Raw genomic sequence first — 26,531 nt, forward strand, 5'->3', positions numbered from 1 at the left:
CAGCCACCGTACGAGCCAGACACCAGATGCAAAGGATCCAACCACCGCGATAGCGGCTACCTCACCCTGACACTGAGGTCACCGTAGCCAACCGCCGCGGGCCTCAGGCGAGTTTCGCCAGCGCCGTCTCGGGGTGATATCCGGCGAAGCCGTCGAGTTCGCCGTCGCGCAACCGGTTGACCCACGCGGGGTCGGCGAGCAGCGCGCGGCCGATGGCCACGATGTCGAATTCGCCGGCGTCGAACTGCTCGACGAGGCGGTCCACAGATGCCGGCTGGATCAGTTGGCCCTGCTTCTCGCTGCGGAACTGCGTCTCCAACCCGACGGAGCCGACCGCGATGACCGGCAGCCCGGTGACCTTCCCGGTCCATCCGGCCAGGCTCAGGGCGCCGTCATGGTCGGGGAACGCCGGTACGTAGTGCCGCCGGGTCGAGGGATGGAAGACGTCCACCCCGGCCGCGGCCAGCGGGCCGAGCAGATCCTGCAGCTGCGTCGGGTCGTCGGCGATCGAGGCCGCGTAGTCGGTGCCCTTCCACTGTGAGAACCGGAAGATGATCGGGAAGTCGGGACCGACGGCCGCACGCACCGCCGCCACCACCTCGGCCGGGAAGCGGGTGCGTTCGGCGAGGCTTCCGCCGTAACCGTCGGCTCGCAGATTAGTTCGGGCCCAGAGGAATTCGTCGAGCAGATAACCGTGTGCGCCGTGCAGTTCGACGGCGTCGAAGCCCACGTCCCGTGCCGTCCGGGCGCTCTCGGCGAACAGTTCGGCGATCTGCGGCAGTTCGTCGGTCTCGAGTGCACGTCCCCGCGGCCGGCCGTGGCCGTCGACACCCGACGGACTGACCGGGACGACGCCGTCCGTGTCGTCGCGCTGCGCACCCTGGTGCCACAACTGGGCGGCGACCGTGCCGCCCTCGCCATGGACGGCCTGAAGAACGCGCGACCACCCGGCGAGCACGTCGTCACCGGCGATCGTGGGGATGGAGGACGGGTAGCCGGAGGCCGGATCCGGCAGGCGGACGCCTTCGGTGATGATCAGTCCCACCCCGCCCGCGGCGCGGCGACGGTAGTACTCGGCGACATCGTCGCCCGGGACACCGCCGGGCGAGGCCTGCCGGGTCATCGGCGCCATCGCGAAGCGATTGGGGACCGTCAGGGAGCCGACGGTGAGCGGTCGGAAGAGGTCATCGGTAGCCACGAAGCGGTTCAACGCGGCGACGGCGAGACTGATTCCGGCAGGCGCGCCCTCAGCCCTGCGAGGGCTTGTCGACCTCGTCCTCGGGCAGCGGGAGCGCTTCCGCGCCGGGGGTGGCGGGGGCCAGCACCTCCTCGTCCTTCTTGGCGGGGTCGGGCGTTACATTCTCGTCGGCAGATGTCATGTCGGGTTCGTACCCCGTGACGCGCGGCGGTAACCGCGCTCCGTCGTGTCGGCCCGGCAGGGATGTCGAGAACGTCCTCACGGCTCCGTCCCAGGGGGTGAGCGACCAACTAGGGTCGCGACCTGAAGGGAGAAGTCATGGCGAAGTTCCTGTTGCTCAAGCACTACCGGGGTGCGCCGGCCGCGGTCAACGACGTGCCGATGGATCGGTGGACGCCCGAGGAGATCGAGGCGCACATGCAGTACATGGAAGACTTCGCGGAACGCCTGAGGGGCAGCGGCGAGTTCGTCGACAGCCAGGCCCTCGCGGCCGACGGCGCCTGGGTCCGCCACGACGGCGAGGGCAGGCCGCCCGTGACCGACGGCCCGTTCGCCGAGACCAAGGACCTGATCGCCGGGTTCATGATCATCGACGTCGACTCCTACGAGCGCGCGGTCGAACTGGCCGGCGAACTGTCCGCGGCGCCCGGTGCGGGTGGCAGACCGATCCACGAGTGGCTCGAGGTGCGGCCGTTCATGACCGCGGCGCCCGGCTCCACCGAGTAGTGGACATCGGTGCGGTGGACGAGAACCGGCTCCGGGAACTGATCCCCGGTGTGTTGGCCGCCCTCGTCCACCGCGGGGCGGACTTCGCGACCGCCGAGGATGCGGTCCAGGAGGCGCTGATCCGGGCGCTCGACACCTGGCCGACGCAGGCCCCGGACGATCCCAAGGGCTGGCTCATCACGACGGCGTGGCGCCGCTTCCTGGACCTCACCAGGTCCGAGGTGGCGCGCCGCCACCGTGAGGTGCGATCAGCGGAGGAGCCACCGCCCGGCCCGGCCGAGTCCACCGACGACACGCTGTGGCTCTGTTTCCTCTGCGCACATCCGAGTCTCACCCCGGCGTCGGCGGTCGCGCTGACGCTGCGGGCCGTCGGCGGTCTCACGACCCGGCAGATCGCGCAGGCCTATCTCGTGCCGGAATCGACGATGGCGCAACGGATCAGCCGTGCCAAGCGGACAATCAGCGGAATCCCGCTGAACAGACCCGGCGACCTGCGCACGGTGCTCCGCGTGCTGTACCTCGTGTTCAACGAGGGCTACAGCGGTGACGTCGACCTCGCGGCCGAGGCGATCCGGTTGGCCCGGCAGCTGGCCGCGATGACCGACGATCCCGAAGTGTCCGGTCTGCTGGCGCTCTTCCTGCTGCACCATGCCCGGCGCCCGGCACGGACCCGCGACGACGGAAGCCTGGTGCCACTCGCCGAACAGGATCGGAGCCTGTGGCGGCGCGAACTGATCGTCGAGGGTGTGGCCGTGCTGCAGGCCGCGCTCGCCCGCGACCGGCTGGGCGAGTACCAGGCGCAGGCGGCGATCGCCGCGCTGCACGCCGACGCGCGGACCGCCGAGGAGACCGACTGGGTGCAGATCGTCGAGTGGTACGACGAACTCGTCCGCCTGACCGACAGCCCGGTCGTCCGGCTCAACCGTGCGGTCGCCGTCGGTGAGGCGGACGGGCCGCGCGCGGGGCTCGCCGCACTGGCCGACCTCGATCCGGCATTGCCGCGCTACACCGCGTCGGTGGCCTACTTACGCGAGCGGGAGGGTGACTTGGCCACGGCCGCGGGCCTGTACGCGGAAGCCGCCGTCACGGCGCAGAACCTCGCCGAACGCAACCACCTCATGCGTCGCGCCGCCGTCCTGCGTCAGCGCCTCGCGGCCGAGACGCCCTAGACCGGGGCGACGCGATCCGCCCACGGCACCGCCTGTTCGAGTTGAGCGGCCAATCGCAGAAGCAGCGCCTCTCCCGCCAACGGCGCGACGAACTGGACCCCCAGCGGCAGGCCGTCGGACGTCCAGTGCAGGGGCAGCGAAATGGCCGGTCGCCCGGTGAGATTCGCCAGCTGGGTGTACGGCACCCAGGACAGGTTCTTGTCCACCATGTCGTCGACGATCTTGGTGTAGCGCAGCATCCTGGCCGTGCGCGTCTTGATCAACACGTCGGAGGCGCGCTGCAGCGCGACCGGCAGGTCGAACTCGCCGATCGTCGGCGGCGGAGTCGCCAGCGTGGGTGTCAGCAGCAGGTCGTACGACTCGAAGAACGTCGTCAGCCGGCGGGTGTGCTCATGTCGGCGCTCGACGGCGTCGACGTAGTCCACACTGCTCGTCGCCCCGCCGATGGCCGCCATGATCAACGTGTCCCGCTCGAACGCGTCGTCCCCGGCGCCGGAAAGCCGTTTGGCCTCACGGACCTCGTAGGCGTTGTGGACGAACCACGTCAGCAGGAAGTCGCGCGCCAGCGCCGCGTCGTCGAACGGTGCGACCGGCAGTTCCTCGACGTGGTGGCCCAGGTCGGCCAACGCCCGCACGGTCTTCTCGACGGCGGTGCGCGCCTCCGGGTGTGGGGCCGGGTTGATGGCCGACGGCACCCGCACACCGATCCGCAGCGTGCCCGGGTCCTGTCCCACCGACGACGCGAACGATTCGCTCGGTACGGCGGGCACGTACGGGCCGCCCGGCTCGCCGCCGCGCAGCACGTCGAGCATCGCGGCCGTGTCACGCACCGTCCGCGACACCACACCCTGCACGGCCGCCCCGTGCATGGGCTCACCGACCGCCGGACCGGACGGCGTCAGCCCCCGGCCCGGTTTGAGCCCCACCAGCCCGCAGCATCCGGCCGGGATGCGGATCGAGCCGCCACCGTCGTTGGCGCCGGCGCACGGCACGATGCCGGCGGCGACCGCGGCCGCCGAACCACCGGACGAACCGCCCGGCGTCCGCGTCAGGTCCCACGGGTTGCGCGCCGGCCCCCAGGCGTCGGGCTCGGTGATCCCCTTGGCCCCGAACTCCGGGGTGTTGGTCTTGCCGAAGATCGTCAGACCGGCGTCGAGCCACCGCTGCACGACGGTCGCGTGTTCTGCGACCGGCGTCGCCATGAGCGCGCGCGACCCGGCCGAGGTCGGCAGCCCCGCATAGTCCTGCGCCAGGTCCTTGATGAGGAAGGGCACACCGGCGAACGGTCCGGCGGCCCCGGGTGACGGCGCGGCGGGGATGTCCCGCACGATCGCGTTGATCCGCGGATTGACCGCGGCCGCCCGCTCCCTGGCCAGGTCCAGCAGCTCTGCCGCCGTGACCTGCTTGTCGGCGACCAGCTTCGCCAGCCCGACCGCGTCGTGTGCGCGGTATTCGTCGAAGTTCACTCTCCGACCGTATGCGGCCGGTGTCCGGAGCACCGACGATCGCCCAGTTCCCGGGTGGTCAGCGTCCGCGCGACAACGCCGCGCGCGGGCAGTCGGCGATGGCCTGCTCGACGAGCGCCTCCTGGCCGGCCGGCACGGGGTCGGCGATGACGACGGCGTATTCGTCATCGTCGAGTTGGAAGACCGCCGGCGCGATTCTCACGCAGAAGGCGTTCCCCTCACAGCGATCACGGTCCACGACGACTCTCATGACTTCTCCTTCACTAGGCGGCGGTGCATCGCGTCGGCGATCCTGGTGGCCTGGATCTTGGCGTGCTGGGCGACAGGCCCCTCGTACATCTCGTCGACGGTGGTGGTCCACAAGGTCAGCCAGCGGACGAAATGCTCTGCCCCCAAGGGTGTTACAGCATGAATCCGGCGATGCACATGCAGCGCGTTGCCCCGGTACAGTCCCGCTCGGAACAACACCGTCTCCCAGAAGTCGCACATGACGGGAAGGTGTTGATCCAGACCGCCGGAGATCAGATCGGCGAACGGCACGGCGAGAAGCTCATCCTCGAACGCCTGCCCGTAGAAGCGACGCAACAACGACTCCACATCCGCACGGGTGGCGAGATCGCGTCCAGGACTGTCGAGAGCCTGCGCTTCGCCCATGGTGTCGAACTGCATCGTTGTCCCGTGCTCTCGCTGCTCATCCGGCCAGCATCGCGACGCCACCGACGACGAGCGCGACGACTTTCACCAGTTCCAGGCCGACGTACTCGTAGTGGACCGTCGACCGCCGGGCCGGACCGTCGGACGCGGCGGCGCCGGCCAGGACCAGTTCTGACCGCCGAGCCAGGCGCGGCCGCACCGCCAGCAGTTGGACGGCCAACACCACGACGACGGCACCCACCCCGATCAGGGCGGTCGGAGGCGGTGGTTCGACGGCGACGGTGGCCAGCAGAACCACCGCGAGGACGGCCTCGACCGTGTTCAGGGCACGGAAGACCAGTCGGCCGATGCCGAGTCCGAGGGCGAGCGACACTCCGGGAGCGCGGAATTTCAGCGGCGCTTCGAGGAACGAGATGGCGAGCACCATTCCCAGCCATGTGAAGAGAATCGCGACAGCGACGGCGTGTGCGGTACTCATGAGGACTCACCGGCTTTCTGCAGATGCACGACGCACAGGTCCGGCTCGGCGAACGGGGTCAGTGCTTCGACGGTTATCGGGGCCTCCCATGCGGACAGGGCTCCCTGCATGAGCCCGAGATGCACCGGGCACACCACGTCGCGGCGGGTGTCGGCCAGCTCGAGGAACGGGCAGTTGCGCAGGCCGATCTCGCCGATCGCCCCTGCGCCACGGCGTGTTTCGGGCGCGAACCCCAGTTCGGTGAGCATCCCGGTGAGCCGGTCGACGGCCTGTCGGCGGCTGCGCGTGCGGGCGGGCGCGGTGGCGCGTTCAGCCCAGCTACGCCCCGCGGCGACGCCTCGCCGCGCCGCGTCGGGCTGTCGGGCGAGTGCGTCGGCGAGGATCCCGGCCAGCATCCGGTAGTCGCGTGGTCCCGCCGGATCCATGCCCGCCACCGCCCGGAACATCAACGGCGGGCGGCCGGGTCCCGAACGGTCGACCTCGACGGACTCCACCTGCCCGGCCTCGACCAGCGCCTCCAGGTGAAACCGCGCGGTATTGGGATGCACGGCCAGCTCCCCGGCGATCTGCGCGATGCTCAGCGGAGTCGCCGCCTCGCGCAACACGGTCAGGACGTCCCGGCGCCGGGTGCTCATGACCGGAGTTTACACAATATCGACTTGTAAAAACTAGGGAGTTCAGCGCGTCGATTCCCGGTCGAGCGCGTGCAGACCGATCGAGAACGCCGCCTGGTCGTTGTGGTCCAACGGGTCTCGGCCGGTGAGCTCGAGGATGCGGACCAGCCGGTGGCGCACCGTGTTGGTGTGCAGGTACAGGTCGCGGGCGGTATCGCTGAGTGAACCGTTCGCGGCGAGGAAGGCGCGCAGTGTGCGGACGTGCTGGGTGCCCCTGCGCTGGTCCATCTCCGCGAGGGGATCGATGAGTTGCTGACGGAAGGGCGCCAACTGGGCGGGGGGAAGCTGTTCGAGCAGGCTGTCCAGGGTGCTGAGCTGGTCGGGTCCGACCCGCCGGCCCCGGCGCTGCGCCAGGTCGAGGGCGATGCGCGCCTGGCCGATGGCCGAACCGATCTCGGTCAGCGGCACCGGCGCCGAGTGCCCGGACGGCAGTGACAGATCGTCGGTCCCGTCGAGCGACTGCGTGGTGAGCATCAGGCACAGGTCGGGTGCGTCGCCGACCAACGCGTCGGGGACCGCCATCGACAGCAGGGCGCCGGCTCCGGTGGGCCAGGCCGAACAGGTGAGGTGTCCGGCGGCGAAGCCGGGCCAGTCCAGCAGCTGACTCAACGCATCGGGCAGCAGCATCCGGCGCTCGACCAGCGAGAGCAGTTGGCCGACCCGTTCCCGGGCGAGGGCGGCCTCGACGTCGCGTTCCGCCTGGGTCGCCCGCACGAACCGGGCGATGAGGTCGAGCACCGCGGACTCCGGCGGATCACCGGTGCCGATCCACCCGAGCGTTCCCCCACCCGGCACGTCGACCGACACCGACGCCGATTCGTGCGAGCCCTCCCGGTCGAGCAGAAAGTAGCACCCCAGGATCTGGCCGGCGGTGTCGAGCAGGTCACGTGCGGACGCATGCCGGCGCAACGACGAGAGCAGTTCGGGCACCAGCGCGTAGGTCGCCCGGGCCACCGCGATCTCGGCGCCGAGTTCGTACTCGGCGACGAAGCGGCTGACCTTGCTGAACGGCACGCTCGGTGCGGCGATCAGCACCGGAAGGCCGTGGCGCCCGCAGTGCTCCAGCAGCGCGGCGGGCACCTGGTCGTGTCCGTCGCCGACGCCGAAGCACACGCCCGCCACCCGTGCCGTGGCCAACGCGTCGGCGAAGGTGCGGCAGTCCTGCGGGGCCTGCAGGCTCAGGCCGACGGTGCAGACCAACTCCCCGCCGCGCAGGTACCGCGACGGATCGCGCATCTCGGTGATGTGCGCCCAGCTGATCGGCCGGTCGAGATCCTGGGACGTGCCGTCGGGGACGGCGAGACCCAGGCGCGATGCATCGAGCAGCGCCCGCAGGGTGGGGGCGCCCGTGTCGACAGGCTCGGCCGTCATTGGACGAGCGTAACGCCGATGACACATCCGGGCCCATCGGCGTTGTGCGATCCTCCAACGCGGCGCCGCCGCCCAGTGGGATCGCTGCGTGTTCACCGGATGGCCTGGCGTCAGCGCTGAGCTGGGGTGATAGTTCGTGACAAAGTGCACCGACCCAGGGGAGCAGCACATGTCGTCATCGGTCTCCGAGCAGCCGCACCAGCTGCGCCGGGAGTTCTCGCTGTGGTCGGCGTTCGCGTTCGCGTTCGCCTTCATCTCGCCGATCGTCGCGCTCTACGGCATCTTCGGGCTGGCGCTCTCGGCGGCGGGCCCCAGCTTCTGGTGGGGCTTTCTGCTGGTGTTCGGCGGCCAGTTCCTCGTCGCGCTGGTGTTCGCGACGCTGGTGTCGCGCTGGCCGCTGGAGGGATCGATCTACCAGTGGTCGCGCCGGCTCCTCGGGACCAACTACGGGTGGTTCGCCGGCTGGGTCTACATGTGGACGCTGGTCATCGCGATGGCCACCGTCGCGCTCGGCGCCGCGGGTTTCATGGCCAACATCTTCGGGCTGGAAGATCCCTCCGGCGGGACGCTCGCGCTGATCGCCCTGGGGATCCTGCTCGCCGGCACCGCCGTCAACCTGGTCGGCCGGGGCGCACTGAAGATCTTCATGGTCGGCAGCATCATCGCCGAGGTGGTCGGCTCGGTGGTGCTCGGCACCTGGCTGCTGCTGTTCCACCGCGAGAACTCGCTGTCGGTGCTCTTCGAGGGCGGCGGCGCGGACACCGGGACGCTGGCCTACCTGACCGGTCCGTTCATGCTGGCGGTCGCGTTCATCGGCTGGTCGTTCGTCGGCTTCGAGAGCGCCGGTTCCATCGCCGAGGAGGTGCACGAGCCACGCCGCGACCTGCCCAAGGCGGTGCTGTTCTCCCTGGCGTTCATCGCGATCGTGGTGGCCTACTCGAGCCTGGCGATCATCCTGGCGATCCCGGACCTCGGCGCGGTGGCCGACGGCGCCGTGGCCGACCCGGTCTACGACACGCTGACCACCGCGCTGGGCGCCGGCATCGCGAAGCCCGTCCAGGTGTTGTTCGTCATCGGCTTCCTCGCCAGCTTCCTCGCGCTGCAGACCTCGGGGTCCCGGGTCATCTGGGCCTACGCCCGCGACGGCGCCCTGCCCGCGGCGAACGTGCTGGTGCAACTGCGGGGCAGGGCGCGCATCCCGGTGGTGGCGATCCTGGTCACCACGGTGGTCGGCGCGGCCTTGTTCCTGCTCAGCATCGTCGCGGGGGACGTCTACTCGCTGATGGTGAACTTCACCGCGGGCGGCTTCTACCTGGCCTTCCTGTTCCCGCTCGTGGGGTTCCTCGCGGTGCTGCTGCGACGGGCGTGGACCCCGGGTGCCTTCTCCCTCGGCCGCCTGACGCTTCCGGTCGCGGTCGTCGCGGTGGTGTGGGCGACGCTGCAGTTCCTCAACATCGCGTGGCCCCGGGTGGCCTTCGAGCAGCGCTACCTGGACTGGTCGGTGTGGATCGGCGTCGCGGTGCTGGGCGTACTCGGCGCGCTGCTGCTGGCGACGGTGCGGTCCCGCATCGGGGGCACCGCGGTGATCGACGACGCGGAGGTGCGCGACGAACTGGCCGACACCCGTGACTGATCGCCCCGTGGCGCTGGTGACCGGGGGTGCCAGCGGCATCGGCGCCGCGGTGGTCGACGCCCTGGCCGCCCGCGGCTACACCGTCGGCTGCCTGGACCGCAAACCGGCACCGGACGTCGAACACTCTGTCGCCGTGGACATCTCGGATTCCGAAGCGGTCGTCGCCGCGGTCGCCGAACTGCGGGACCGGCTGGGACCGATCGGCGCGGTGGTGAACTCCGCCGGCCACTACGAGATGGTCCCGGTCGCCGACATCACCGCCGAGGCGTGGCGCACCATGCTGCGCGTGCACCTGGGCGGGCTGTCCAACATCGCGCGCGCCACCCTTCCCGACCTGCTGGAAACCCGGGGCACCCTGGTGGCCGTCGCCAGCGAGCTGGCGGTCGGCGGCGGCGACGGCGACGCGCACTACGCCGCGGCCAAGGGCGCCGTCATCGGCCTGATCCGCAGCCTGGCCGCCGAGGTGGCCCCCCGCGGTGTGCGGGTCAACGCGGTGGCGCCGGGCCCGACCGACACCCCACTGCTCACCGCCGACAATCCTTGTCGCACACCGGAATACCTGAACTCGCTGCCATTGCGGCGGCTCACGACACCGCGCGAGGTCGCCCGCTGCGTCGAATACCTGGTCTGTGACGCGACGTTCAGTGCCGGTGACGTCCTCAACGTCAACGCGGGAGCCGTCATATGACCACCGATCTGACCGGCCGGGTCGCGCTGGTCACCGGCGCGGCCCAGGGTATGGGCGCCGCGCACGCCCGCCGTCTGGCAGCCGCGGGGGCCACCGTGGCGGTCAACGACATTCGCGACGGCGAACCGCTTCGCGCGTTGGCGCACGAGATCGGTGGGCTCACCGCCGCGGGAGACGTGTCGGACCCGGCCGAATGCGTGCGGATCGCCGGCGACGTCGCCGAGCGGGCCGGACGCCTCGACATCCTCGTCGCCAACCACGCCTACATGACCATGGGGCCGCTGACCGAGCACGACGACGCCGACTGGTGGAAGGTCGTGGACACCAACCTGGGTGGGACGTTCTTCCTCGTGCAGGCGGTCCTCCCGCACATGCGGGCCCGCGGCGGCGGGCGCATCGTCGTGATCACCAGCGAATGGGGCGTGACCGGTTGGCCGGAGGCCACCGCCTACAGCGCCGCGAAGTCGGGGCTGATCTCGTTGGTCAAGACACTGGGCCGCGAACTGGCGCCCGAACGCATCATCGTCAACGCCGTCGCCCCGGGGGTGACCAACACCCCGCAGCTGCGCGTCGACGCCGAGGCGGCGGGGGTGGACCTCGCCACCATGCACGAGCGGTACGCGGAGGCGATCCCGCTCGGCCGCATCGGAGCGCCCGCGGAGGTGTCCGCGGCGGTCGAACTGCTCTGCGATTTCGAGGTGGAAGCCGTTGTCGGTCAGGTGATCTCGTGTAACGGCGGCTCGACGAGGGGGAGGGTATGACCACAGAGGGAGGGCACGTGCAGTACGTGAGGTCGGAGACCGGGGTGCTCGGCCAGGTCGACGCGCGGGCGGTCCCGCGGTACGCCGGTATCGCGACGTTCGCGCGGTTGCCGCAGCGCCACGAGGTCGCAGACCACGACATCGCCGTCCTCGGCGTGCCCTTCGACGGCGGGGTGACCTACCGGCCCGGGGCCCGCTTCGGACCGGCCGCGATCCGCCAGGCCTCGCGGCTGCTCAAGCCCTACCACCCCGCGCTCGACGTGGCGCCGTTCGCCGCCGCCCAGGTGGTCGACGCCGGTGACATCGCGGCCAACCCGTTCGACATCACCACCGCCGTCGACGAGATCCGCGCCGGGGTGCGGGGTCTGCTCACCCGGCCCGAACAGCGCGTCGTGCTGCTGGGCGGGGACCACACCATCGCGCTGCCCGCCCTGCAGGCCGTCAACGAGGTGCACGGGCCGGTGGCGCTGGTGCACTTCGACGCCCACCTCGACACCTGGGACACCTACTTCGGCGCCCCCTGCACCCACGGCACCCCGTTCCGGCGCGCCTCCGAACAGGGGCTGCTGGTCAAGGACCATTCGGCGCACGTCGGGATCCGCGGTTCGCTCTACGACCGCGCCGACCTGCTCGAGGACGCCGAACTGGGCTTCACCGTGGTGCACTGCCGCGACATCGACCGCATCGGCGTCGACGGTGTCATCGAGCGGGTGCTCGACCGGGTCGGTGAGCATCCGGTGTACGTGTCGATCGACATCGACGTCCTGGATCCGGCCTTCGCCCCTGGCACGGGCACACCCGAGATCGGCGGGATGACGAGCCGGGAACTGGTGGCGGTGCTGCGGGCCATGCGCGGGCTGAACATCGTGGCCGCCGACATCGTGGAGGTGGCCCCGGCCTACGACCAGGCCGAGGTCACCGCGGTCGCCGGGGCGAACCTCGCGTACGAGCTGATCACCCTGATGGCCGACCGATGACGGAATTGGCCTGGCCCGGCGGCAAAGTCGCGGCGGCGGCGTTCACGTTCGACGTGGACGCCGAATCGGCCGTGCTGTGGGGGAACGAGGCCGTCGGCGCGCGGATGAGCGTGATGAGCCACCAGGCCTACGGTCCGCTGGTCGGCATCCCGCGCATCCTCGACATGCTCGAGCGCCATCAGATCGCCTCGACGTTCTTTGTCCCCGGGCACACCGCGGACCGCTACCCGGAGGCCATCCGCAGCGTCGTCGCCGCCGGGCACGAGATCGCCCACCACGGATACCTGCACGAACAGCCCACCGCGCTGACCCTCGAGCAGGAGATCGACGTCATCGACCGGGGCCTGGCCGCGCTCGCCGATGTCGCCGGGGTGCGGCCCGCCGGGTACCGGGCGCCGATGTGGGACCTGTCGTGGCGGACCCCGGCGCTGCTGGCCGACCGCGGCTTCCTCTACGACTCCAGCCTGATGGACGCCGACCATCCCTACGAGTTGGCCGTGACGCCCGGCGACGAGCGGTCTCTGGTCGAGATCCCCATCCAGTGGGCCCTCGACGACTGGGAGCAGTACTGCTTCCTGCCCGACATCTCCGGCAGCGGCCTCATCGAGAGCCCGCGCAAGGCGCGGGAGCTGTGGCAGCTGGAGTTCGACGCCATGCGCCGGGCCGGCGGCTGCTGGGTGCTGACCAACCATCCGTTCCTCACCGGGCGGGCGTCGCGCGCCGCCGAACTCGACGACCTGATGCGTCACGTGCTCGACCACGACGACGTGTGGACCACCAACCTGGGATCGATCGCCGAACACGTCCGCGCACTCGGCCTGCCACCACGGACCATCACCCCGCCCGACGTGCCGCGCTGAGGCGCCCGCGATAATCGCCCGAATGGACGGGAAGGTGGACGCGCCCCGGCGCCGGTGGGCCGTGTCGGCGGCCGACCTGACCCAGGCGGCGGTGTTCGCCGCGCTGATCGCCGCCCTCGGCCTGCCGGGGACGCTCACGGTGGGTCCCAGCGGGGTGCCGATCACCGTGCAGACCCTCGGGGTGATGCTCGCCGGCTCGATCCTCGGCCCGCGCAAGGGGGCGCTGGCCGTCGCGCTGTTCGCACTGCTCGCGATCGCCGGGCTGCCCATTCTGGCCGGCGCCCGCACCGGCCTGGTGTCGCTCTCCTCGCCCACCGCCGGCTTCTTCGTCGGGTGGCTACCCGCCGCGGTGGTGATCGGCGGGCTGACCGCGATGATGATGCCGCGCTACCGGGTGCTGTGGGGCGTCGTCATCAACGTCGTGGGCGGGATGGCGGTGATCTACGCGTTCGGCACCGTCGGCCTGATGATCCGCACCGACCTGTCGTGGTGGGCCGCGTTGTCCACCAACGGGATCTACATACCCGGCGACGTCGCCAAGGCGGTGGTGACGGCGTTCGTCGCCGCGCAGGTGCACCGCGCGCGGCCCGGTCTCATCACCCCGTGGAGACGGCGCCGCGTTCCCGATGAGTGAGGGGATCGTCTTCGACGGGGTCTCGCATTCCTACGGTGAGCGCCCCGTCCTGCGCGACGTCTCGCTGAGCCTGAGTGAACACCGCATCGGCGTGCTCGGCGCCAACGGCAGCGGCAAATCGACGCTGGCGCGGATGATCAACGGGCTGGTGCTCCCGGATCGGGGCACTGTGCGGGTGCACGGTCTGGACACCCGGCGGTCGACCCGCAAGGTCCGCCGCCGCGTCGGATTCGTCTTCACCGACCCCGACCGCCAGATCCTGATGCCGACAGTGGCCGAGGACATCGAGTTGTCGCTGTCGCGCCACCGGCTGAGCCGCGACGAGCGCGCGGACCGCACCCGGCAGGTGCTCGAGCGGTTCGGCCTCGCCGGGCACGCCGACCATCCCGCCCATCTGTTGTCGGGCGGTCAGAAACAATTGCTGGCGTTGGCGGCGGTGCTTGTCACCGAACCTCACATCGTGGTGGCCGACGAACCGACGACCCTGCTGGACCTGCGCAACACCGCGATGCTGCGGGCGGCGTTCGCGACCCTGGACACCCAGCTCATCGTCGTCACCCACGACCTCACACTGGTCGACGACTTCGACCGCGTGATCGTCCTCGATGAGGGCGAAGTCCGCGCCGACGACGCGCCGCCCGCCGCGCTGGCGGCCTACCGGCGGCTGATGTCATGACGGTGCTGGGTGTCTACCGGCCGGGGCCGTCACTGCTGCACCGGCTGCCTGCCGGGCTGAAACTGCTGGGCCTCGGCGGGTTGATCGCGCTGATGTCGGTCACGGTGGACACGCCCGCGCACCTCGGCGTGGCGGCCCTCGTCGTGTCCGCCGTCCTCGGGTGCGCGCGGATGGGGCCGAGAACCGTTGTGGCGCAACTTCGGCCGGTGTTCTGGGTGGTCGCCGTGATCTTCGGGTTCCAGCTGCTGTTCACCGACTGGCGGCGCGCCCTGGTGGTGTGCGGAATCCTGACGCTGTCGGTGGCACTGGCGGCGGCGGTCACCACCAGCACCCGCACCACCGACATGCTGGCCGCGCTCACCCGCGCGATGCGGCCGTTGGCCCGATTCGGCTTCCCGGTCGAACAGGTCGCGCTGGGCCTCGCGCTGACCATCCGGGCGATCCCGCTGATGGTCGAGACGGTGCTCCAGGTGGAGGAGGCGCGTCGCGCCAGAGGTCTGCGGTTCTCTCCGCGCATCGTGGTGGCGCCGGTGGTGGTGGCGGCCCTGCACACCGCCGACGGCTTCGCCGACGCCCTCGCCGCGCGGGGTCTCGACTGAGTCAGGCGCGTGCGCGGCCCACCGCGCTCGCCAACCGCTCCACCGCGGATTCGATCTCCGGCATCGACGCCGCGCGGTCGCGGGCCCACGCCAGCGCGATCTCGGCGGGCGGCCACGTGCTTTCGTCGATCGGGATGAGCTTGAACTCCGGTGGCGAGAAGATCCGGCCGATGGCCGAGGCCGGGGCATAGCTCAGGATCGCCACCAGGTGCCGGTTGGACACCTGGGCGGCCATCTCCAGTTCGCCGCCGCGCTGGTTGGTGGTGCGGACGATCCGGTGCACCCCGCGCGCGTTGAGTTGCCGGGTCAGCGCGGCCAGCACCACCGGATTGGGGCGGGCGAAGTCGATGACCACCTCCCGATCGCGCAACTGCTCGACCGTCACGGTGTCGTGGGCGGCCAGCGGATCGTCGAACCGCACGGCGATCGCACCCGGATAGGTGGCGATGACCCGGTGCGCGAGCCGTCTGTCCTTGGCGGGCAGGTGGATCACGCCGATCTCCAGGTGTCCGGAGACCAGTTTCGCGATGACCTCGGCGGCCGAGCCGGGGACGCTGAACACCGACGGGCCGGGCAGGTCGGCGGCGGCCGCCTCCACCTGGGCGAGCAGGTCAGACGGGGCGTAGGCGGTGGCGCCGATGCGCAGCGCGGGGGCTCCCTGCACCGCCTGGGCCGCGGTCGCCTTGAACTCGTCGACCTGCCGGAGGATGTCGCGGGCCGGGCCGATCAGCCGCTCACCCAGCGGGGTGAGCCGGACCTCGTGGTAGTTGCGCTCGAACAGCGGCCCGCCGAGTTCACGCTCGAGCAGTTTGATCTGCTTGCTCAGCGGCGGGGGTGTGATCCGCAGCCGGTCGGCCGCCCGTTTGAAGTGGAGTTCGTCGGCGACGGCGACGAAATACTTCAGTCGCGTGAAGTCGAGTTCCAAGACACCTCGTCCGACGGTCCGTTTGACTGAATCGTACGGAACCGTGCCGGCCCTAGAGCGGACGCGCCTGGGGCGCGGTCTGCAGCACCCCGCGCGCGAGCAGGTCCTGCACCTCGGCGTGCTCCAGTCCGAGCAGCGTCGTGGCGATCTCGACGGTGTGCTCGCCGAGCAGCGGCGCCTGCCCCAGTGGCGGGTCCGCGATCCGCTCGGCGTGCAGCTGGGCGTTCTCCAGCACGTACGGTTCCCGGCCGTGCGGATGCAGCTCCTCGCGGAAGGCGCGGCGCTGCGCGTAGAACTCCCAGCCCGGCAGCTCGGCGGCGTGCATGACGGCGCCGGCGGGCACACCGGCCGCCTGCAGCAGTTCCATGGCCTCGCCGGGTGAGTGCCGGACCGTCCAGCCGGTCACCGCCTCGTCGACGCGAACGCGGTTGCGGTCCCGGCCGGCTCGGGTCCTCAGGTCCGCATCGTCGGCCAGGTCGGGGCGGCCGAGCACGCGGCACAGCGCCTGCCAGTCGGTGTCGCCGCGGACGGTGACCGCCACCCACGCATCGGCGCCGTCCGCACCGGCGGCACGGAACAACCCCCAGGGCGCATCGTGCGCCGGCACGTCGGACGGTTCGTGCCCATCGCGGACGAGTGCCTCGCCTGCGATCTCCGCGGCGAGGTGGCTGAGCATGACCTCGGACTGCGCGATGCTGGCCGCACCGCCCAGGCCGGTGCGCTCGCGGCGCACCAGCAGGCTGAGCGCGGCCAGGACGCCGATGCGCGCGGACACGTGGTCGGGGTAGACGGTGACGGTGTCGCAGAACTCGTCCGGGTCCGACGGGTAGACCCACTGCTTCGTGAAGCCGGCCGCGGCGCGCACCAGGGGGCCGTAGCCGAGCCGCTGCGCCCACGGACCGGTGGGGCCGAACGCCGAGCTGTCGACAACGACGATGCCGGGGTTGACCGACTTCAGCGTGTCGTGGTCCATGGCCAGGCCCGCGGCGACTCCGGGTTTGAAGTTCGTCAGCACGACGTCGGCCTCGCGCACCAGCCGGTGCGCCAGGGCCCGGCCGTCGGCTGACCGCAGGTCGATGCCGATCGCCCGCTTGTTGCGGTGTCCGCCGGCGAAACTCGCGTTCATCGGGCTGCGGCCGGGCCGCATCCCGTCCGGGAACGCCGCGTTCTCGATCTTGATGACGTCGGCGCCCAGATCACCGAACAGCCGGCCGGTGTCGGCGCCGACGACGATCACGCCGAGGTCCAGCACACGCAGCCCCTCGAGCGGCAGGCCCTGGTCGGATCGCTTGCGGTGCTGCAGAACCGGCGCACCGTCGAGGGTCCGCTCGCCGATGTCGGGGCCGGCGTCGGCGCTCGCGCGGCAGCCGTCGATCTCGACGACGCCGCGGGGCACCGGGGCGACGAGCCCGGGGGCGAGTTCGGCGGTGCCGAAGAAACCGCGTGCGACGACCTGGTCGGTGGCCAGCGCCTCGGTCAGGCTCAGCACCGCGGCGGTCGGCACGCCGTGCCGCTGCCCCTCCCGTTCCAACTCGTCGCGGTCCTTGTCGGCGCAGAACGCCTCGATGGCCGTCCAGAGCGGGATCGAGGTCAGCCGGTCCCGCAGGCCCTCGAACTTCGGGTCGGCGAACGCCTCGGGTCGGCCCATCCACTCGAACATGCCGTGCCACTGGCGTTTTGCCAGCAGGCAGATGCGGACGTAGCCGTCCCGGCAGGGCACGATCGGATAGCGCAGCCGTTCGGCGGCCCAGTTGCGTTGCTGCTGGGCGGTAGGCACTCCCGCCGACGCTGTGCCCATGGTCCCGAACGGCGGGTCGAGCGCCTGCATCGCCCCCTCGACGATCGCGAAGTCGATGCGGTCGCCGATACCGGTGCGGAGCCGGTCGAGCAGCACGCTGAGCACCGCGACCCCGGCCTGCGCGGCCGCGACGTGGTACGGCAACTGCTCACCCGGCGGTACCAGCGGCTCGCGCCCGGGGATGCCCGAGCGGGACAGTTCGCTCGTCAGGGCGTGCAGCACTGGGGTGGTGGCCTGCCACCCGCTGAAGTCCGAGTCCCGTCCGAAGTCGCTGAGCGACAACACGATCAGCCCCGGGTGGGCGGCGCGGACCTCGTCGACCGCGAGTGCGCGTTCGGCCGGGGAGCCGGGTGGGGTGTCCTCGATCAGGACGTCGGCGGCGCCCAGCAGGTCGTCCCACCGCTGCCGTCCCGCGGGTGTGGAGGCGTCGATGTCGACCGATCCGACGCCCCGCCTGTTGATCGCCGTCGCCAGCGGCACCCGGCCGATGGGCGGAGCGGCCTCGACGTCACCGGTGACATCGGCCAGTCCGACCGCGGTCACGTGCGCGCCGAGGTCGGCGAGCAGCCGGCCGATCGCGGTCATCGGACCGGAGGACAGGTCGAGGATGCGGACGCCCGCCAGCGGCGGGTCGTAGTTCGCGGTGTCGTGGGGAGGGGTCGCGGTGTCGTGGGGAGGGGTTTCGGTCATCGGTCAGTTCCGACGGGCGTCGCGGAAGGGGATGTCGCGGTCGACCTCCGGTTCCTTGGGCAGCCCGAGCACCCGCTCGCCGATGATGTTGCGCTGGATCTGATCGGTGCCGCCGCCGATGGAGGTGAAGTAGGCGTTGAGCGTCAGGAAGTTGACGTCGTCGGCCTCGGGATTGTCCGGCCCGGCCAGCAGCGCCTCGGCGCCGATGATGTCGGTCTTCACCCTGGCCTCGGTGTGCAGGATGTCGGACATGGCGAGTTTGCCCAGCGACATGATCGAACTCGACGTGCCGATCGACGTCGACGCCTTCGCGCGAGCGTTGTTGAGCCGGTTGAGTTCTCGCAGTGAGAGCACGGTGGCCAGCGAGTCCCGGATGACCGGGTCGTCGAGGCGGCCGTGCTCGCGGGCGAGTTCGACCAGGCTGTCGGCGCGCGAACTGTTGCGCGACCCGCGGCCGCTGTCGCCCATGATGGACCGCTCGTAGGCCAGTGCGGTCTGCAGCACCCGCCAGCCGTTGCCCGTACCGCCCACGAGGAAGTCGTCGGGGACCGCGGCGTCGCTGATGAACACCTCGTTGAAATGGGATTCGCCGGTGATCTGCACCAGCGGCCGGACCTCGATGCCGGTCTGCTTCATCGGCAGGATGAAGAAGCTCAATCCCTTGTGTTTCGGCACATCCCAGTCGGTGCGGGCGAGCAGCAGTCCGTAGTCGGCCGTGGCCGCCCCGGAGGTCCACACCTTCTGACCGTTGACCACCCACCGGTCGCCGTCGCGCACCGCGGTGGCGTGCACACCGGCGAGGTCGGAGCCGGCGCCGGGCTCACTGTAGAGCAGACAGGTGCTGGCGCGCTCGGTCAGGAAGTCGCGCAACAACTCTCGCTTGAGGGTGTCGTTGCCGAACTTCAGGACGGTGTTGGCCGGGATGCTGTACTTGTCCCGCCGCGCGCCGGGCGCCCGGACCGCCTTGAACTCCTTCTCGATGGCCGATGCCAGATGGTTGGGGTACGCCCGGCCGAACCACTCGGTCGGATAGGTGGGTACCGCGTAGCCGGCGTCGAGCACCTTCTCGAGCCAGGCGACACGCTCCGGGGAGGCCACCCACGGGTCGTTCGACTTCGGCAGACCCGTCCAGTTCTGCTCGAGCCAGGCGCGCACCTCGACGCGCACCTCGTCGGCGCTCGGAGTCGTCTCGGTCATGGGTCAGGCGCCTTTCGACTGGAGGTAACGCTCGCGGTGCAGGCGTGGGCCGCCGAACAACTGCAGTCCGGTGCGGGCCCGGCGGAGGTACAGGTGTGCGGGGTGCTCCCAGGTAAAGCCGATCCCGCCGTGCATCTGGATGGCCGCCGCGGCGGTGTCGCGGTAGGCCTCGGCGCACGCGAACCCCGCCAGCGCGATCGCCCCGCCCGCGGTGTCCGGATCGGCATCCCGCTGGGCCGCGGCGTTCTGCGCGGCCGAGGTGGAGGACTCCACCTTGAGCAGCAGATCGGCGGCCATGTGCTTGAGCGCCTGGAAACTGCCGATCGGCCTGCCGAACTGGATGCGGGTCTTGAGGTACTCCACGGTGATCTCGAAGATGCGCCGGGTGCCGCCGCACTGTTCACCGGCCAGCGCGATCGTCGCCAGGTCGAGCGCCTGCTGCACCGCGTCCCATCCGGCGGTGCCCAGCCGGCGTGCCGGGGTGTCGGCGAAGGTGAACGTCGACAGCCGCACGGACGGGTCGAACACCGTCGCCGCGACGCGCTGGAAACCCTCGGCGCCCGCGTCCACCTCGTAGACGCCGATACCGTCCCGGCCCTGCGCCACGACCAGCAGGACGTCGGCGACCTGACCGTCGGTGACGTAGTGCGCGCTGCCGGTCAGGGTGCCGTCGACGCCGGCGCGGACGTTGACGCCCTCGGCGGTCCAGGTACCGGCCCGCCCGGTCACCGCGACGGTCCCGACGGCGGTGCCGTCGGCCAGGCCGGGCAGCAGCCGCTGCTTGTCCTCCTCGGCGCCGGCGGCCTGGACGAGCGCGGCTGCGAGCACCGCGCTGGAGATGAACGGCGACGGCAGCAGGGCGGCCCCGGTCTCCTCGGCCACCGCCTCGAGTTCGGTCGCGGCCAGGCCCACACCGCCGTATTCGCCGGCGATCACGATGCCGGTGACACCCTGTTCGGCCAGCCGGCGCCACAGGTCACGGTCGAATCCGTCCTCGCCGGTCAGCACCCGCCGCACATCCTGCTCGGTGCACCGGCTGCGCAGCAGATCGCGGACCGCCTCCTGCAGCGCTTCCCGTTCGGCGACGTCGATCGTCATGGGCGGACCGCCTTCCCTGTCGTCGCTGACAGCTTCCGCGCTGAGGCGGGGCGTGTACATCACGACTTACGACACCCTCGGGTTTCCGATGGCGACATGTGCGCGCGGCTGCGCTACGTTGGAGCCGATAACCCACGCGGGAGTGCACACCGAGTGCGCTGAGAGGACGGCTGAGGGCCGTCGACCGTATGAACCTGACCGGGTAATGCCGGCGTAGGGAGTGAACTGATGACTGACGTGTCCCCATCTTTTCCCGTGACCGCGCGGAGCTACCGCTGGCGCGTCGTCGACATCGTGGTGGCCAGCGTGCTGGCCGTCGCGGCCGGCCTGGTGTTCGTGATGTGGAACGTCGCGTCCAACCCGATCGGCGCCCCGCTGAGTGCGGCGCTGCCGGGACTGCAGGCGCTGCTCGGCGGCGGCTGGCTGTTCGCCGGGGTCCTCACCGCGATGGTGATCCGCAAACCGGGTGCGGCGGTCTACGGCGAACTCGTGGCCGCGACGGTGTCCGCCCTGGTCGGTAACCAGTGGGGTGTCATGACCCTGGAGTTCGGCCTCGTGCAGGGGCTGGCAGCCGAGATCGTGTTCGCCTGCTTCCTGTACCGGGTGTGGAACCTTCCGGTCGCGGTGCTGGCCGGGGCGGCGGCCGGGCTGGCCATGGCGATCAACGAGCTGTTGCTCCTGTACCCGGGTTCGACCTCGGCCTTCGCGGCGATCTACATCGTCGCCGGGACCGTCTCCGGTGCCGTGATCGCCGGCGGCCTGTCCTGGTACGTGGTGCGTGGGCTGGCGAAAACCGGTGCGCTGTCCCGGTTCCCGTCGGGCAGGACGGGGTCGCCGAGCGACGTTCGGCCATGACCGCAGGCGGTGTCGCGGTCGCCGCCGGGAGTTGGCACTGGCGCCACGCCGGTCGCCCGTCGTGGGCCGTCCGCGATCTGAACCTCACCGTCGAACCAGGGGAGCGGGTGCTGCTCCTCGGCGCCAGCGGCTCGGGTAAATCGACGCTGTTGCAGGGTCTGGCCGGTCTGCTCGGCGGCGGCGAGGACGGCGACGAGGCGGGGCGTCTCCTCGTCGACGGGGTCGCACCCGCGCAGCGCCGCGGCCGCATCGGCATGGTGCTGCAGAACCCCGACTCGCAGGTCATCCTGTCGCGGGTCGGCGACGACGTGGCGTTCGGGATGGAGAACCTCAACGTCGCTCCCGAGGCGATCTGGCCGCGGGTCCGGCGGGCGCTGGGTGCCGTCGGCCTGGGAATGCCGCTGCGTCACGACACCTCGCGACTGTCCGGCGGCCAACAGCAGCGGCTGGCGCTGGCCGGTGTGCTCGCCATGGACCCCGGGCTGATCCTGCTTGACGAGCCGACCGCGAACCTGGACCCCGCCGGTGTCGTCGAGGTGCGCGACGCCGTCACCGCGGTGGCCGAACGGACCGGCGCGACGCTGATCGTCGTCGAACACCGCACCGCGGTGTGGCTTCCCGTGGTCGACCGCGTCGTCGTGCTCGGTCCCCTCGGCGAGGTCCTCGCCGACGGGCCGCCCGCCGAGACCGTCGTGCGGGAGGGTGAACGCCTGACGCGGGCGGGCGTGTGGGTGCCCGGCGCCGCCCTGCCGTCCATCGACCGGCACGCCGTGCCGGGTGAACCGCTGGCCGACGCCGTCGCCCTGTCGGCCGGGTACCCGCACGGTCCCCGCACCGCGGACATGGTCTTCGACGTCCCCAGGGCGGCGGTCACCGTCGTCACCGGGCCGAACGGAGCGGGTAAGACCGCGCTGGCGCTCACCCTGGGCGGACTGCTCCCACCCCGCGGCGGGCGGGTCGAGGCGCGCGACGGGTTCGCCCCGGCCGCCGACCGCCGCGAACCCGTCCGGTGGCGTTCCCGGGAACTGCTGACCCGTATCGGCAGCGTGTTCCAGAACCCCGAGCACCAGTTCCTCACCGGCAGCGTCCGCGACGAACTGGCGCTCGGTCCCCGCGCCCTCGGCCACGACGACGACGCGGTCGCCCGGCTGTGCGATCCGCTGTTGGAGCGGCTGCGGCTCACCGCACTCGCCGACGCCAACCCCTACACGCTGTCCGGCGGTGAGCAGCGGCGGCTGTCGGTCGCGACGGTGCTCGCCACCCGGCCCGAGTTGGTCGTGCTCGACGAGCCGACGTTCGGCCAGGACCGCAACACCTGGGAGGAACTGGTCCGGCTGCTCGCCGAGATCGCCGACCACGGCACCGCGGTGGTCGCGGTCACCCACGACCTCGACTTCGCCGCGGTGCTCGGCGACCGCCGGATCGAGATGCGGACCAGCGCGACGTCGGGACGAACGCGATGACGAGCGTCGACGCCGCGCCGGTGCGGACCGGGATCAATCCCGTCGCGAAACTGGTGGCCGCCCTGGTGATCGCCGCCGGCCTGGTGGCCAGCCTCGACTGGGTGTCGGCCCTGACCGCGCTCGCACTCGAGATCCTGCTGATCCTCGCGTTGCGAATCCCGTTGCGAGCGGTCCTGATCCGCGGTGGACTGCTCGTGCTGGCCGCAGGGCTCACCGCGGTCACCATCGTGCTCTACGGCGAACGCAGCGGCACCGTGCACTGGCAGTTCCTGCTCATCACGGTCACCGACGGGTCCATCACGCTGGCGGTCGCGACGTTCGTGCGGGTGCTCGCCATCGCATTGCCGTCCGTGGTCCTGTTCATCGACACCGACCCGACGGAACTCGCCGACGGCCTCGCCCAGGTGCTGCGGCTCCCGGCCCGGTTCGTGCTGGGGGCGCTGGCCGGGCTGCGAACGGTCGGGCTGCTCCGGCAGGACTGGCGCTACCTCGGTTACGCACGCCGCGCCCGCGGAGTCGTCGACCGCAACCGCCTGCGGCGCGTCGCGGGGCAGGCGTTCGCGCTGCTGGTCTTCGCCATCCGCCGCGGGTCGATGCTCGCCACCGCGATGGAGGCCCGCGGATTCGGGGCCTACCCGACGCGGACCTGGGCGCGGCCGTCGCGTTTCGGCGCCCGCGACGCGGCGCTGGTGCTGGCCGGGTTCGGCATCGCCGCCGCCGCGATCGCCGTCTCCGTCACCACCGGACACTGGAACTTCATTGGAAGTCGATGACCTGGCGCGCCGACTCGCCGACGCCGGTGCTCGCACCGTCCTGATCGACGGGCGTTCGGGCTCGGGGAAGACGACGCTGGCCGCACAGCTGCACCAGAGCTGGCACGGCAGCGTGATCGTCGCCCTCGACGACATCTACGCGGGCTGGGACGGATTGGCATGGGCCGTCGAGCACCTGCGGGAGGCGCTGCTGGAACCGCGCGCCGCCGGTCGGCCCGGACGGTGGCGCAGGTGGGACTGGACCACCGGCACGCCCGCGGGCTGGCACACCGTCGAACCCGACCGACGGGTGATCATCGAGGGGGTCGGAGCCCTGACCGTGGAGCACCGCGCACTCGCCGACCTGGCTGTCTGGGTCGACGCCCCGGAGGCCGACCGCAAGCGCCGCGCGCTGGCGCGCGACGGCGACACCTACGCGCCGCACTGGGACAGGTGGGCCGTGCAAGAGGAGGCCTTCATCGCCCGGTACGACCCGCGGTCCGTCGCCGACTGGATCGCGACCTACACAGAGGACGGGTTGCGGTTGGCGGCGAATCTCAGCTGACGGTGCGGGCATCACCGGCGTGCTGGATCTGGTTGCCGCCGCGCCGTTTCGCGGTGTACATCGCGATGTCGGCCTCGGTGACCAGCCGGTGGAACGTCTCGTCGGCCTCGTCCGGTCTGACGTCGCGCAGCGGGACTGTGGCGGTGCCGACGCTCGCAGTGATCCGGAACGGTGTGGACGTGACCGCCGCGCACAGCCCCTGGGCCCACTCGGTCGGCGCGGCCGACGGCACGATGTCGGCGATCAGGAACTCCTCGCCGCCCATCCGGCACACCAGGGCGGTCTCGGGGACCGCAGCCGTCAACGCCTGCGCGACGTCGACCAGCGCCGCGTCCCCGCTGGCGTGGCCGTGAAGGTCGTTGATCGCCTTGAACCGGTCGAGGTCGATCAGCGCCACCGCCAGGTACGCCCGGTCGGCGCGCGCCACCAGGCGCCCGACCACGGCGTGGGTGAACGCCCGCCGGTTGAGCAGTCCGGTGAGCGGGTCACGGTCGGAGCGCAGCAGGTCGGTGCCGAGTGAACGGACGATCACCTGGATCGCGAACGGGACGCCGATGTTGAGCTCCAGGACCAGGAAGTAGCCGGTCAGCGCCAGCACGGGTTCGCCCTCGGCGGCCACCCGGATCGCCTGCCACGCGCCCACTCCGACGGCCAGCGCGAAGTTCATCAGCATGTAGCGCGCGGTGTGGAAGAACGCGATGTAGCCGCCCGACACCGCCAGCGCCGTGCAGAACGTCAGGCCGATCAGCGGTTCGGCCTGCCAGAGACAGCCCCCGGCGATGGTTGCGCTGCCGATCGCGGCGAACACCACCGACTCGGTCCGCGTCGGCCAGCGCCTCAACCACAGCACCGCCAGACTCAGCCCCGCCAGCGAAGCCACCGTCGCCAGGCCCACTGCCAGCCGGTCGTCGATCGAGGCGGGCCCCCACAAGGCGTTGACCGGCACCAACGCCAGCGATGCGGCGACCACGGCGAGGCCGCGACGCATCACCGTCGCCATTCCACGGGTCTGCAGATAACCGCTGAGCCAATCGAAATGGTCCGGCTGCCGCCACCAGTCGTACACCCATTGCATGGACAGTTCCCCCCGGGCACACGCCCCGATGCGTGTTTGCTCACGGTACAGGGCGGTCCGGTGGCGGTACTTGCGAACGACAGTATTCGCCGGTTCGGCTCCGCGGCCGTGACGGGAAACACAATCCGGCGCGAAATCGCCTGTCGCCATGGGGTTTCCCCGGCTCACCGGCCGGTGCCGAGCCCACCGCGTTGTAGCGTCCCCGCCGCACGGGTACGACAGATGGGGCGGGGGCGTCGCGCACCACGAGCGTCGCCCCTGCTGCCTGTCCGAGGGCACGTCGCGCGGTCGGGGGCGGCGTGCGAATCCGAACCCAGAGTCGAAGCCGGAGACTGCACATTGACGAGCACACCCGACGTGCCCGGGGGGAATCAGCATCGCCCGTTCGCCCGACGCGCCGCGCTCAAACTGCCCGCGCTGCTGACGGCGTCTGCCGCGGCGTCCGCATTGCCCCGTGCGTCCGCCGCATCCCGCCGGTGGTCGGCCGCCCGCGCCCACGCCTGGTACCAGCAGCAGGGCTGGCTCGTCGGTGCGAACTTCATCCCCTCCAACGCCGTCAACCAGCTGGAGATGTTCCAGGCCGCGACGTTCGACCGGCGGCGCATCGACACCGAGCTCATGCTGGCCCGCCGCATCGGACTCAACACGGTGCGGGTCTTCCTGCACGATCAGCTGTGGGCACAGGACCGCAACGGTTTCCAGCGCCGGCTCGCGCAGTTCGTCGCGATCGCCGCCCGGCACGGCATCCGGCCGCTGTTCGTGCTGTTCGACTCGTGCTGGGATCCGCTGCCCGAACTCGGCCGCCAGCGCCCGCCGCGGCCGGGTGTGCACAACTCCGGCTGGGTGCAGGGCCCCGGCGCCCACTTCATCGGTGACCCCCGCTACCGGCGCGTCCTGCGCGACTACGTCACCGGTGTGCTGACCCAGTTCCGCGACGACGAGCGCGTCCTCGGCTGGGATCTGTGGAACGAACCGGACAACCCCGCCAACCAGTACCGCCAGGTCGAGCGCAAGGACAAGGTCGAGCGGGTGGCGGAGCTGCTGCCGCAGGTCTTCGGCTGGGCCCGCGACGTCGACCCCGCCCAGCCGCTGACCAGCGGAGTGTGGGACGGGCAGTGGGCGGACCCCGGACGCCGCAGCACCATCGCCCGCATCCAGCTGGACAACTCCGACGTGATCACCTTCCACAACTACGGCGATGCGGACGAGTTCGACGCGCGGATCGCCGAACTGCGCCCGCTCGGGCGACCCATCGTGTGCACCGAATACCTGGCCCGTGAGTTCGGCAACACCGTCGAGGAGATCCTGCCGCTGGCCAAACGACGCAACGTGGGCGCCTACAACTGGGGGCTGGTGGTCGGCAAGACCCAGACCCATCTGCCGTGGGACTCGTGGGAGAAGCCCTACACCTCACCCCCGAAGGCCTGGTTCCACGAGTTGCTGCGCCCCGACGGGCAGCCCTACCGCGACAGCGAGGTCCGGACCATCCGCTGGCTGACGGGCCGCGTCGGGCCCACCTGAGGCCGGGAAGTTTCGGCCGTCGGTCGGC

28 protein-coding genes and 1 riboswitch are annotated in these 26,531 nt (G+C 71.2%); of the genes, 15 read left to right on the forward strand and 13 right to left on the reverse strand.

From position 1 onward, the window contains the following. Positions 1-103: 103 nt before the first annotated feature. Both AU195_RS09720 and AU195_RS26165 read right to left on the reverse strand, forming a co-directional pair. Positions 104-1,198 carry an NADH:flavin oxidoreductase gene (locus tag AU195_RS09720; RefSeq protein ID WP_059158868.1) on the reverse strand — a complete coding sequence of 365 codons (1,095 nt, stop codon included), beginning with the start codon at positions 1,196-1,198 and terminating at the stop codon, positions 104-106. A 49-nt stretch (positions 1,199-1,247) separates the two neighbouring features. Further along, positions 1,248-1,379, reverse strand: a complete 132-nt coding sequence (locus tag AU195_RS26165) for a hypothetical protein (protein WP_286149198.1) — start codon at positions 1,377-1,379, stop codon at positions 1,248-1,250. Between the two features lie 137 nt (positions 1,380-1,516). Here AU195_RS26165 and AU195_RS09725 point away from each other — a divergent pair, with 137 nt between their 5' ends. Both AU195_RS09725 and AU195_RS09730 read left to right on the forward strand, forming a co-directional pair. After that, complete coding sequence (locus AU195_RS09725) at positions 1,517-1,924, forward strand: YciI family protein (RefSeq protein ID WP_059158869.1); 408 nt, start codon at positions 1,517-1,519, stop codon at positions 1,922-1,924. Positions 1,925-1,938: 14 nt separating this feature from the next. Further along, complete coding sequence (locus AU195_RS09730; RefSeq protein WP_059158939.1) at positions 1,939-3,093, forward strand: RNA polymerase sigma factor; 1,155 nt, start codon at positions 1,939-1,941, stop codon at positions 3,091-3,093. Here the strand turns inward: AU195_RS09730 and AU195_RS09735 are convergent. The 6 genes from AU195_RS09735 to AU195_RS09760 are packed head-to-tail and all read right to left on the reverse strand — an operon-like array spanning position 3,090 to position 7,736. Continuing rightward, a complete protein-coding gene (locus tag AU195_RS09735) occupies positions 3,090-4,559 on the reverse strand; it encodes an amidase (RefSeq protein ID WP_059158870.1) in 1,470 nt (489 codons plus the stop codon). The two genes, AU195_RS09730 and AU195_RS09735, sit on opposite strands and share 4 nt — an antisense overlap. Before the next feature lie 58 nt (positions 4,560-4,617). Then, positions 4,618-4,809 carry a ferredoxin gene (locus tag AU195_RS09740; protein ID WP_059158871.1) on the reverse strand — a complete coding sequence of 64 codons (192 nt, stop codon included), beginning with the start codon at positions 4,807-4,809 and terminating at the stop codon, positions 4,618-4,620. Then, positions 4,806-5,228 (reverse strand): group III truncated hemoglobin, encoded by a 423-nt coding sequence (locus AU195_RS09745; RefSeq protein WP_286149202.1) that lies wholly within the window; start codon positions 5,226-5,228, stop codon positions 4,806-4,808. The genes AU195_RS09740 and AU195_RS09745 overlap by 4 nt, the downstream gene beginning before the upstream one ends. A 22-nt stretch (positions 5,229-5,250) precedes the next feature. Next, a complete protein-coding gene (locus tag AU195_RS09750; protein ID WP_059158872.1) occupies positions 5,251-5,691 on the reverse strand; it encodes a hypothetical protein in 441 nt (146 codons plus the stop codon). After that, positions 5,688-6,326 carry a helix-turn-helix transcriptional regulator gene (locus AU195_RS09755; RefSeq protein ID WP_059158873.1) on the reverse strand — a complete coding sequence of 213 codons (639 nt, stop codon included), beginning with the start codon at positions 6,324-6,326 and terminating at the stop codon, positions 5,688-5,690. The genes AU195_RS09750 and AU195_RS09755 overlap by 4 nt, the downstream gene beginning before the upstream one ends. Before the next feature lie 42 nt (positions 6,327-6,368). After that, complete coding sequence (locus AU195_RS09760) at positions 6,369-7,736, reverse strand: PucR family transcriptional regulator (RefSeq protein WP_172800532.1); 1,368 nt, start codon at positions 7,734-7,736, stop codon at positions 6,369-6,371. A 169-nt stretch (positions 7,737-7,905) separates the two neighbouring features. On the opposite strand from AU195_RS09760, the gene AU195_RS09765 reads away from it, so the two are divergent. Genes AU195_RS09765 through AU195_RS09800 form a run of 8 tightly spaced genes read left to right on the forward strand, consistent with a single transcriptional unit; the run spans position 7,906 to position 14,564 of the window. After that, positions 7,906-9,369, forward strand: a complete 1,464-nt coding sequence (locus AU195_RS09765) for an APC family permease (RefSeq protein WP_059158874.1) — start codon at positions 7,906-7,908, stop codon at positions 9,367-9,369. Then, complete coding sequence (locus AU195_RS09770; protein WP_059158875.1) at positions 9,362-10,057, forward strand: SDR family NAD(P)-dependent oxidoreductase; 696 nt, start codon at positions 9,362-9,364, stop codon at positions 10,055-10,057. The genes AU195_RS09765 and AU195_RS09770 overlap by 8 nt, the downstream gene beginning before the upstream one ends. After that, a complete protein-coding gene (locus AU195_RS09775) occupies positions 10,054-10,818 on the forward strand; it encodes an SDR family NAD(P)-dependent oxidoreductase (protein WP_059158876.1) in 765 nt (254 codons plus the stop codon). The genes AU195_RS09770 and AU195_RS09775 overlap by 4 nt, the downstream gene beginning before the upstream one ends. Beyond that, a complete protein-coding gene (speB, locus tag AU195_RS09780; protein ID WP_059158877.1) occupies positions 10,815-11,795 on the forward strand; it encodes an agmatinase in 981 nt (326 codons plus the stop codon). Before AU195_RS09775 ends, speB begins: the two co-directional genes overlap by 4 nt. Then, positions 11,792-12,655 (forward strand): polysaccharide deacetylase family protein, encoded by an 864-nt coding sequence (locus AU195_RS09785; protein WP_059158878.1) that lies wholly within the window; start codon positions 11,792-11,794, stop codon positions 12,653-12,655. Before speB ends, AU195_RS09785 begins: the two co-directional genes overlap by 4 nt. Before the next feature lie 22 nt (positions 12,656-12,677). Next, on the forward strand, positions 12,678-13,289 hold the full coding sequence (locus tag AU195_RS09790) for a biotin transporter BioY (protein WP_059158879.1): 612 nt from the start codon (positions 12,678-12,680) through the stop codon (positions 13,287-13,289). Further along, on the forward strand, positions 13,282-13,965 hold the full coding sequence (locus AU195_RS09795) for an energy-coupling factor ABC transporter ATP-binding protein (RefSeq protein ID WP_059158880.1): 684 nt from the start codon (positions 13,282-13,284) through the stop codon (positions 13,963-13,965). The genes AU195_RS09790 and AU195_RS09795 overlap by 8 nt, the downstream gene beginning before the upstream one ends. Further along, entirely contained in the window at positions 13,962-14,564 is a 603-nt protein-coding gene (locus AU195_RS09800) for a CbiQ family ECF transporter T component (RefSeq protein ID WP_059158881.1), read from the forward strand. Before AU195_RS09795 ends, AU195_RS09800 begins: the two co-directional genes overlap by 4 nt. Position 14,565: 1 nt before the next feature. Here AU195_RS09800 and AU195_RS09805 read toward each other — a convergent pair whose 3' ends face one another. From AU195_RS09805 to AU195_RS09820, 4 genes are read right to left on the reverse strand one after another with little or no spacing between them, the layout of a single operon-like run. Beyond that, positions 14,566-15,489 (reverse strand): LysR family transcriptional regulator, encoded by a 924-nt coding sequence (locus AU195_RS09805; protein ID WP_059158882.1) that lies wholly within the window; start codon positions 15,487-15,489, stop codon positions 14,566-14,568. 52 nt (positions 15,490-15,541) lie between these two features. Further along, the gene (locus tag AU195_RS09810; RefSeq protein WP_059158883.1) at positions 15,542-17,977 is read right to left on the reverse strand and encodes a CaiB/BaiF CoA-transferase family protein; all 2,436 of its coding nucleotides are present in this window, start codon (positions 17,975-17,977) and stop codon (positions 15,542-15,544) included. 3 nt (positions 17,978-17,980) lie between these two features. Further along, positions 17,981-19,174, reverse strand: a complete 1,194-nt coding sequence (locus AU195_RS09815; protein ID WP_059158884.1) for an acyl-CoA dehydrogenase family protein — start codon at positions 19,172-19,174, stop codon at positions 17,981-17,983. Positions 19,175-19,177: 3 nt separating this feature from the next. Beyond that, a complete protein-coding gene (locus AU195_RS09820; RefSeq protein WP_172800533.1) occupies positions 19,178-20,272 on the reverse strand; it encodes an acyl-CoA dehydrogenase family protein in 1,095 nt (364 codons plus the stop codon). A gap of 126 nt (positions 20,273-20,398) precedes the next feature. Beyond that, positions 20,399-20,509, forward strand: a riboswitch (TPP riboswitch). On the opposite strand from AU195_RS09820, the gene AU195_RS09825 reads away from it, so the two are divergent. The 4 genes from AU195_RS09825 (at position 20,501) to AU195_RS09840 (ending at position 23,907) form a co-directional block, all read left to right on the forward strand. Further along, positions 20,501-21,127 (forward strand): ECF transporter S component, encoded by a 627-nt coding sequence (locus AU195_RS09825; RefSeq protein ID WP_059158886.1) that lies wholly within the window; start codon positions 20,501-20,503, stop codon positions 21,125-21,127. (Overlaps the previous riboswitch by 9 nt.) Then, a complete protein-coding gene (locus AU195_RS09830) occupies positions 21,124-22,590 on the forward strand; it encodes an ABC transporter ATP-binding protein (protein ID WP_059158887.1) in 1,467 nt (488 codons plus the stop codon). Before AU195_RS09825 ends, AU195_RS09830 begins: the two co-directional genes overlap by 4 nt. Continuing rightward, positions 22,587-23,363 carry an energy-coupling factor transporter transmembrane component T family protein gene (locus AU195_RS09835; RefSeq protein ID WP_059158888.1) on the forward strand — a complete coding sequence of 259 codons (777 nt, stop codon included), beginning with the start codon at positions 22,587-22,589 and terminating at the stop codon, positions 23,361-23,363. Before AU195_RS09830 ends, AU195_RS09835 begins: the two co-directional genes overlap by 4 nt. Beyond that, positions 23,350-23,907, forward strand: a complete 558-nt coding sequence (locus AU195_RS09840; protein WP_059158889.1) for a nucleoside/nucleotide kinase family protein — start codon at positions 23,350-23,352, stop codon at positions 23,905-23,907. Before AU195_RS09835 ends, AU195_RS09840 begins: the two co-directional genes overlap by 14 nt. Here AU195_RS09840 and AU195_RS09845 read toward each other — a convergent pair. Then, the gene (locus tag AU195_RS09845; protein WP_059158890.1) at positions 23,900-24,982 is read right to left on the reverse strand and encodes a GGDEF domain-containing protein; all 1,083 of its coding nucleotides are present in this window, start codon (positions 24,980-24,982) and stop codon (positions 23,900-23,902) included. The two genes, AU195_RS09840 and AU195_RS09845, sit on opposite strands and share 8 nt — an antisense overlap. Before the next feature lie 339 nt (positions 24,983-25,321). Here AU195_RS09845 and AU195_RS09850 point away from each other — a divergent pair, with 339 nt between their 5' ends. Continuing rightward, positions 25,322-26,503 carry a cellulase family glycosylhydrolase gene (locus tag AU195_RS09850; protein WP_059158891.1) on the forward strand — a complete coding sequence of 394 codons (1,182 nt, stop codon included), beginning with the start codon at positions 25,322-25,324 and terminating at the stop codon, positions 26,501-26,503. Positions 26,504-26,531 lie beyond the last annotated feature (28 nt).

The organism is Mycobacterium sp. IS-1496 (assembly GCF_001499995.1).
In the GTDB taxonomy this organism is placed as follows: Bacteria; Actinomycetota; Actinomycetes; order Mycobacteriales; family Mycobacteriaceae; genus Mycobacterium.

Coding starts and splice junctions, on each gene's coding strand:
- AU195_RS09745 (WP_286149202.1), bottom strand. CDS start 5,228: ATGCAGTTCGACACCATGGGCGAAGCGCAGGCTCTCGACAGTCCTGGA.
- speB (WP_059158877.1), top strand. CDS start 10,815: ATGACCACAGAGGGAGGGCACGTGCAGTACGTGAGGTCGGAGACCGGG.
- AU195_RS26165 (WP_286149198.1), bottom strand. CDS start 1,379: ATGACATCTGCCGACGAGAATGTAACGCCCGACCCCGCCAAGAAGGAC.
- AU195_RS09760 (WP_172800532.1), bottom strand. CDS start 7,736: ATGACGGCCGAGCCTGTCGACACGGGCGCCCCCACCCTGCGGGCGCTG.
- AU195_RS09725 (WP_059158869.1), top strand. CDS start 1,517: ATGGCGAAGTTCCTGTTGCTCAAGCACTACCGGGGTGCGCCGGCCGCG.
- AU195_RS09790 (WP_059158879.1), top strand. CDS start 12,678: ATGGACGGGAAGGTGGACGCGCCCCGGCGCCGGTGGGCCGTGTCGGCG.
- AU195_RS09755 (WP_059158873.1), bottom strand. CDS start 6,326: ATGAGCACCCGGCGCCGGGACGTCCTGACCGTGTTGCGCGAGGCGGCG.
- AU195_RS09835 (WP_059158888.1), top strand. CDS start 22,587: ATGACGAGCGTCGACGCCGCGCCGGTGCGGACCGGGATCAATCCCGTC.
- AU195_RS09800 (WP_059158881.1), top strand. CDS start 13,962: ATGACGGTGCTGGGTGTCTACCGGCCGGGGCCGTCACTGCTGCACCGG.
- AU195_RS09815 (WP_059158884.1), bottom strand. CDS start 19,174: ATGACCGAGACGACTCCGAGCGCCGACGAGGTGCGCGTCGAGGTGCGC.
- AU195_RS09845 (WP_059158890.1), bottom strand. CDS start 24,982: ATGCAATGGGTGTACGACTGGTGGCGGCAGCCGGACCATTTCGATTGG.
- AU195_RS09775 (WP_059158876.1), top strand. CDS start 10,054: ATGACCACCGATCTGACCGGCCGGGTCGCGCTGGTCACCGGCGCGGCC.
- AU195_RS09795 (WP_059158880.1), top strand. CDS start 13,282: ATGAGTGAGGGGATCGTCTTCGACGGGGTCTCGCATTCCTACGGTGAG.
- AU195_RS09785 (WP_059158878.1), top strand. CDS start 11,792: ATGACGGAATTGGCCTGGCCCGGCGGCAAAGTCGCGGCGGCGGCGTTC.
- AU195_RS09825 (WP_059158886.1), top strand. CDS start 20,501: ATGACTGACGTGTCCCCATCTTTTCCCGTGACCGCGCGGAGCTACCGC.
- AU195_RS09765 (WP_059158874.1), top strand. CDS start 7,906: ATGTCGTCATCGGTCTCCGAGCAGCCGCACCAGCTGCGCCGGGAGTTC.
- AU195_RS09820 (WP_172800533.1), bottom strand. CDS start 20,272: ATGACGATCGACGTCGCCGAACGGGAAGCGCTGCAGGAGGCGGTCCGC.
- AU195_RS09740 (WP_059158871.1), bottom strand. CDS start 4,809: ATGAGAGTCGTCGTGGACCGTGATCGCTGTGAGGGGAACGCCTTCTGC.
- AU195_RS09830 (WP_059158887.1), top strand. CDS start 21,124: ATGACCGCAGGCGGTGTCGCGGTCGCCGCCGGGAGTTGGCACTGGCGC.
- AU195_RS09750 (WP_059158872.1), bottom strand. CDS start 5,691: ATGAGTACCGCACACGCCGTCGCTGTCGCGATTCTCTTCACATGGCTG.
- AU195_RS09810 (WP_059158883.1), bottom strand. CDS start 17,977: ATGACCGAAACCCCTCCCCACGACACCGCGACCCCTCCCCACGACACC.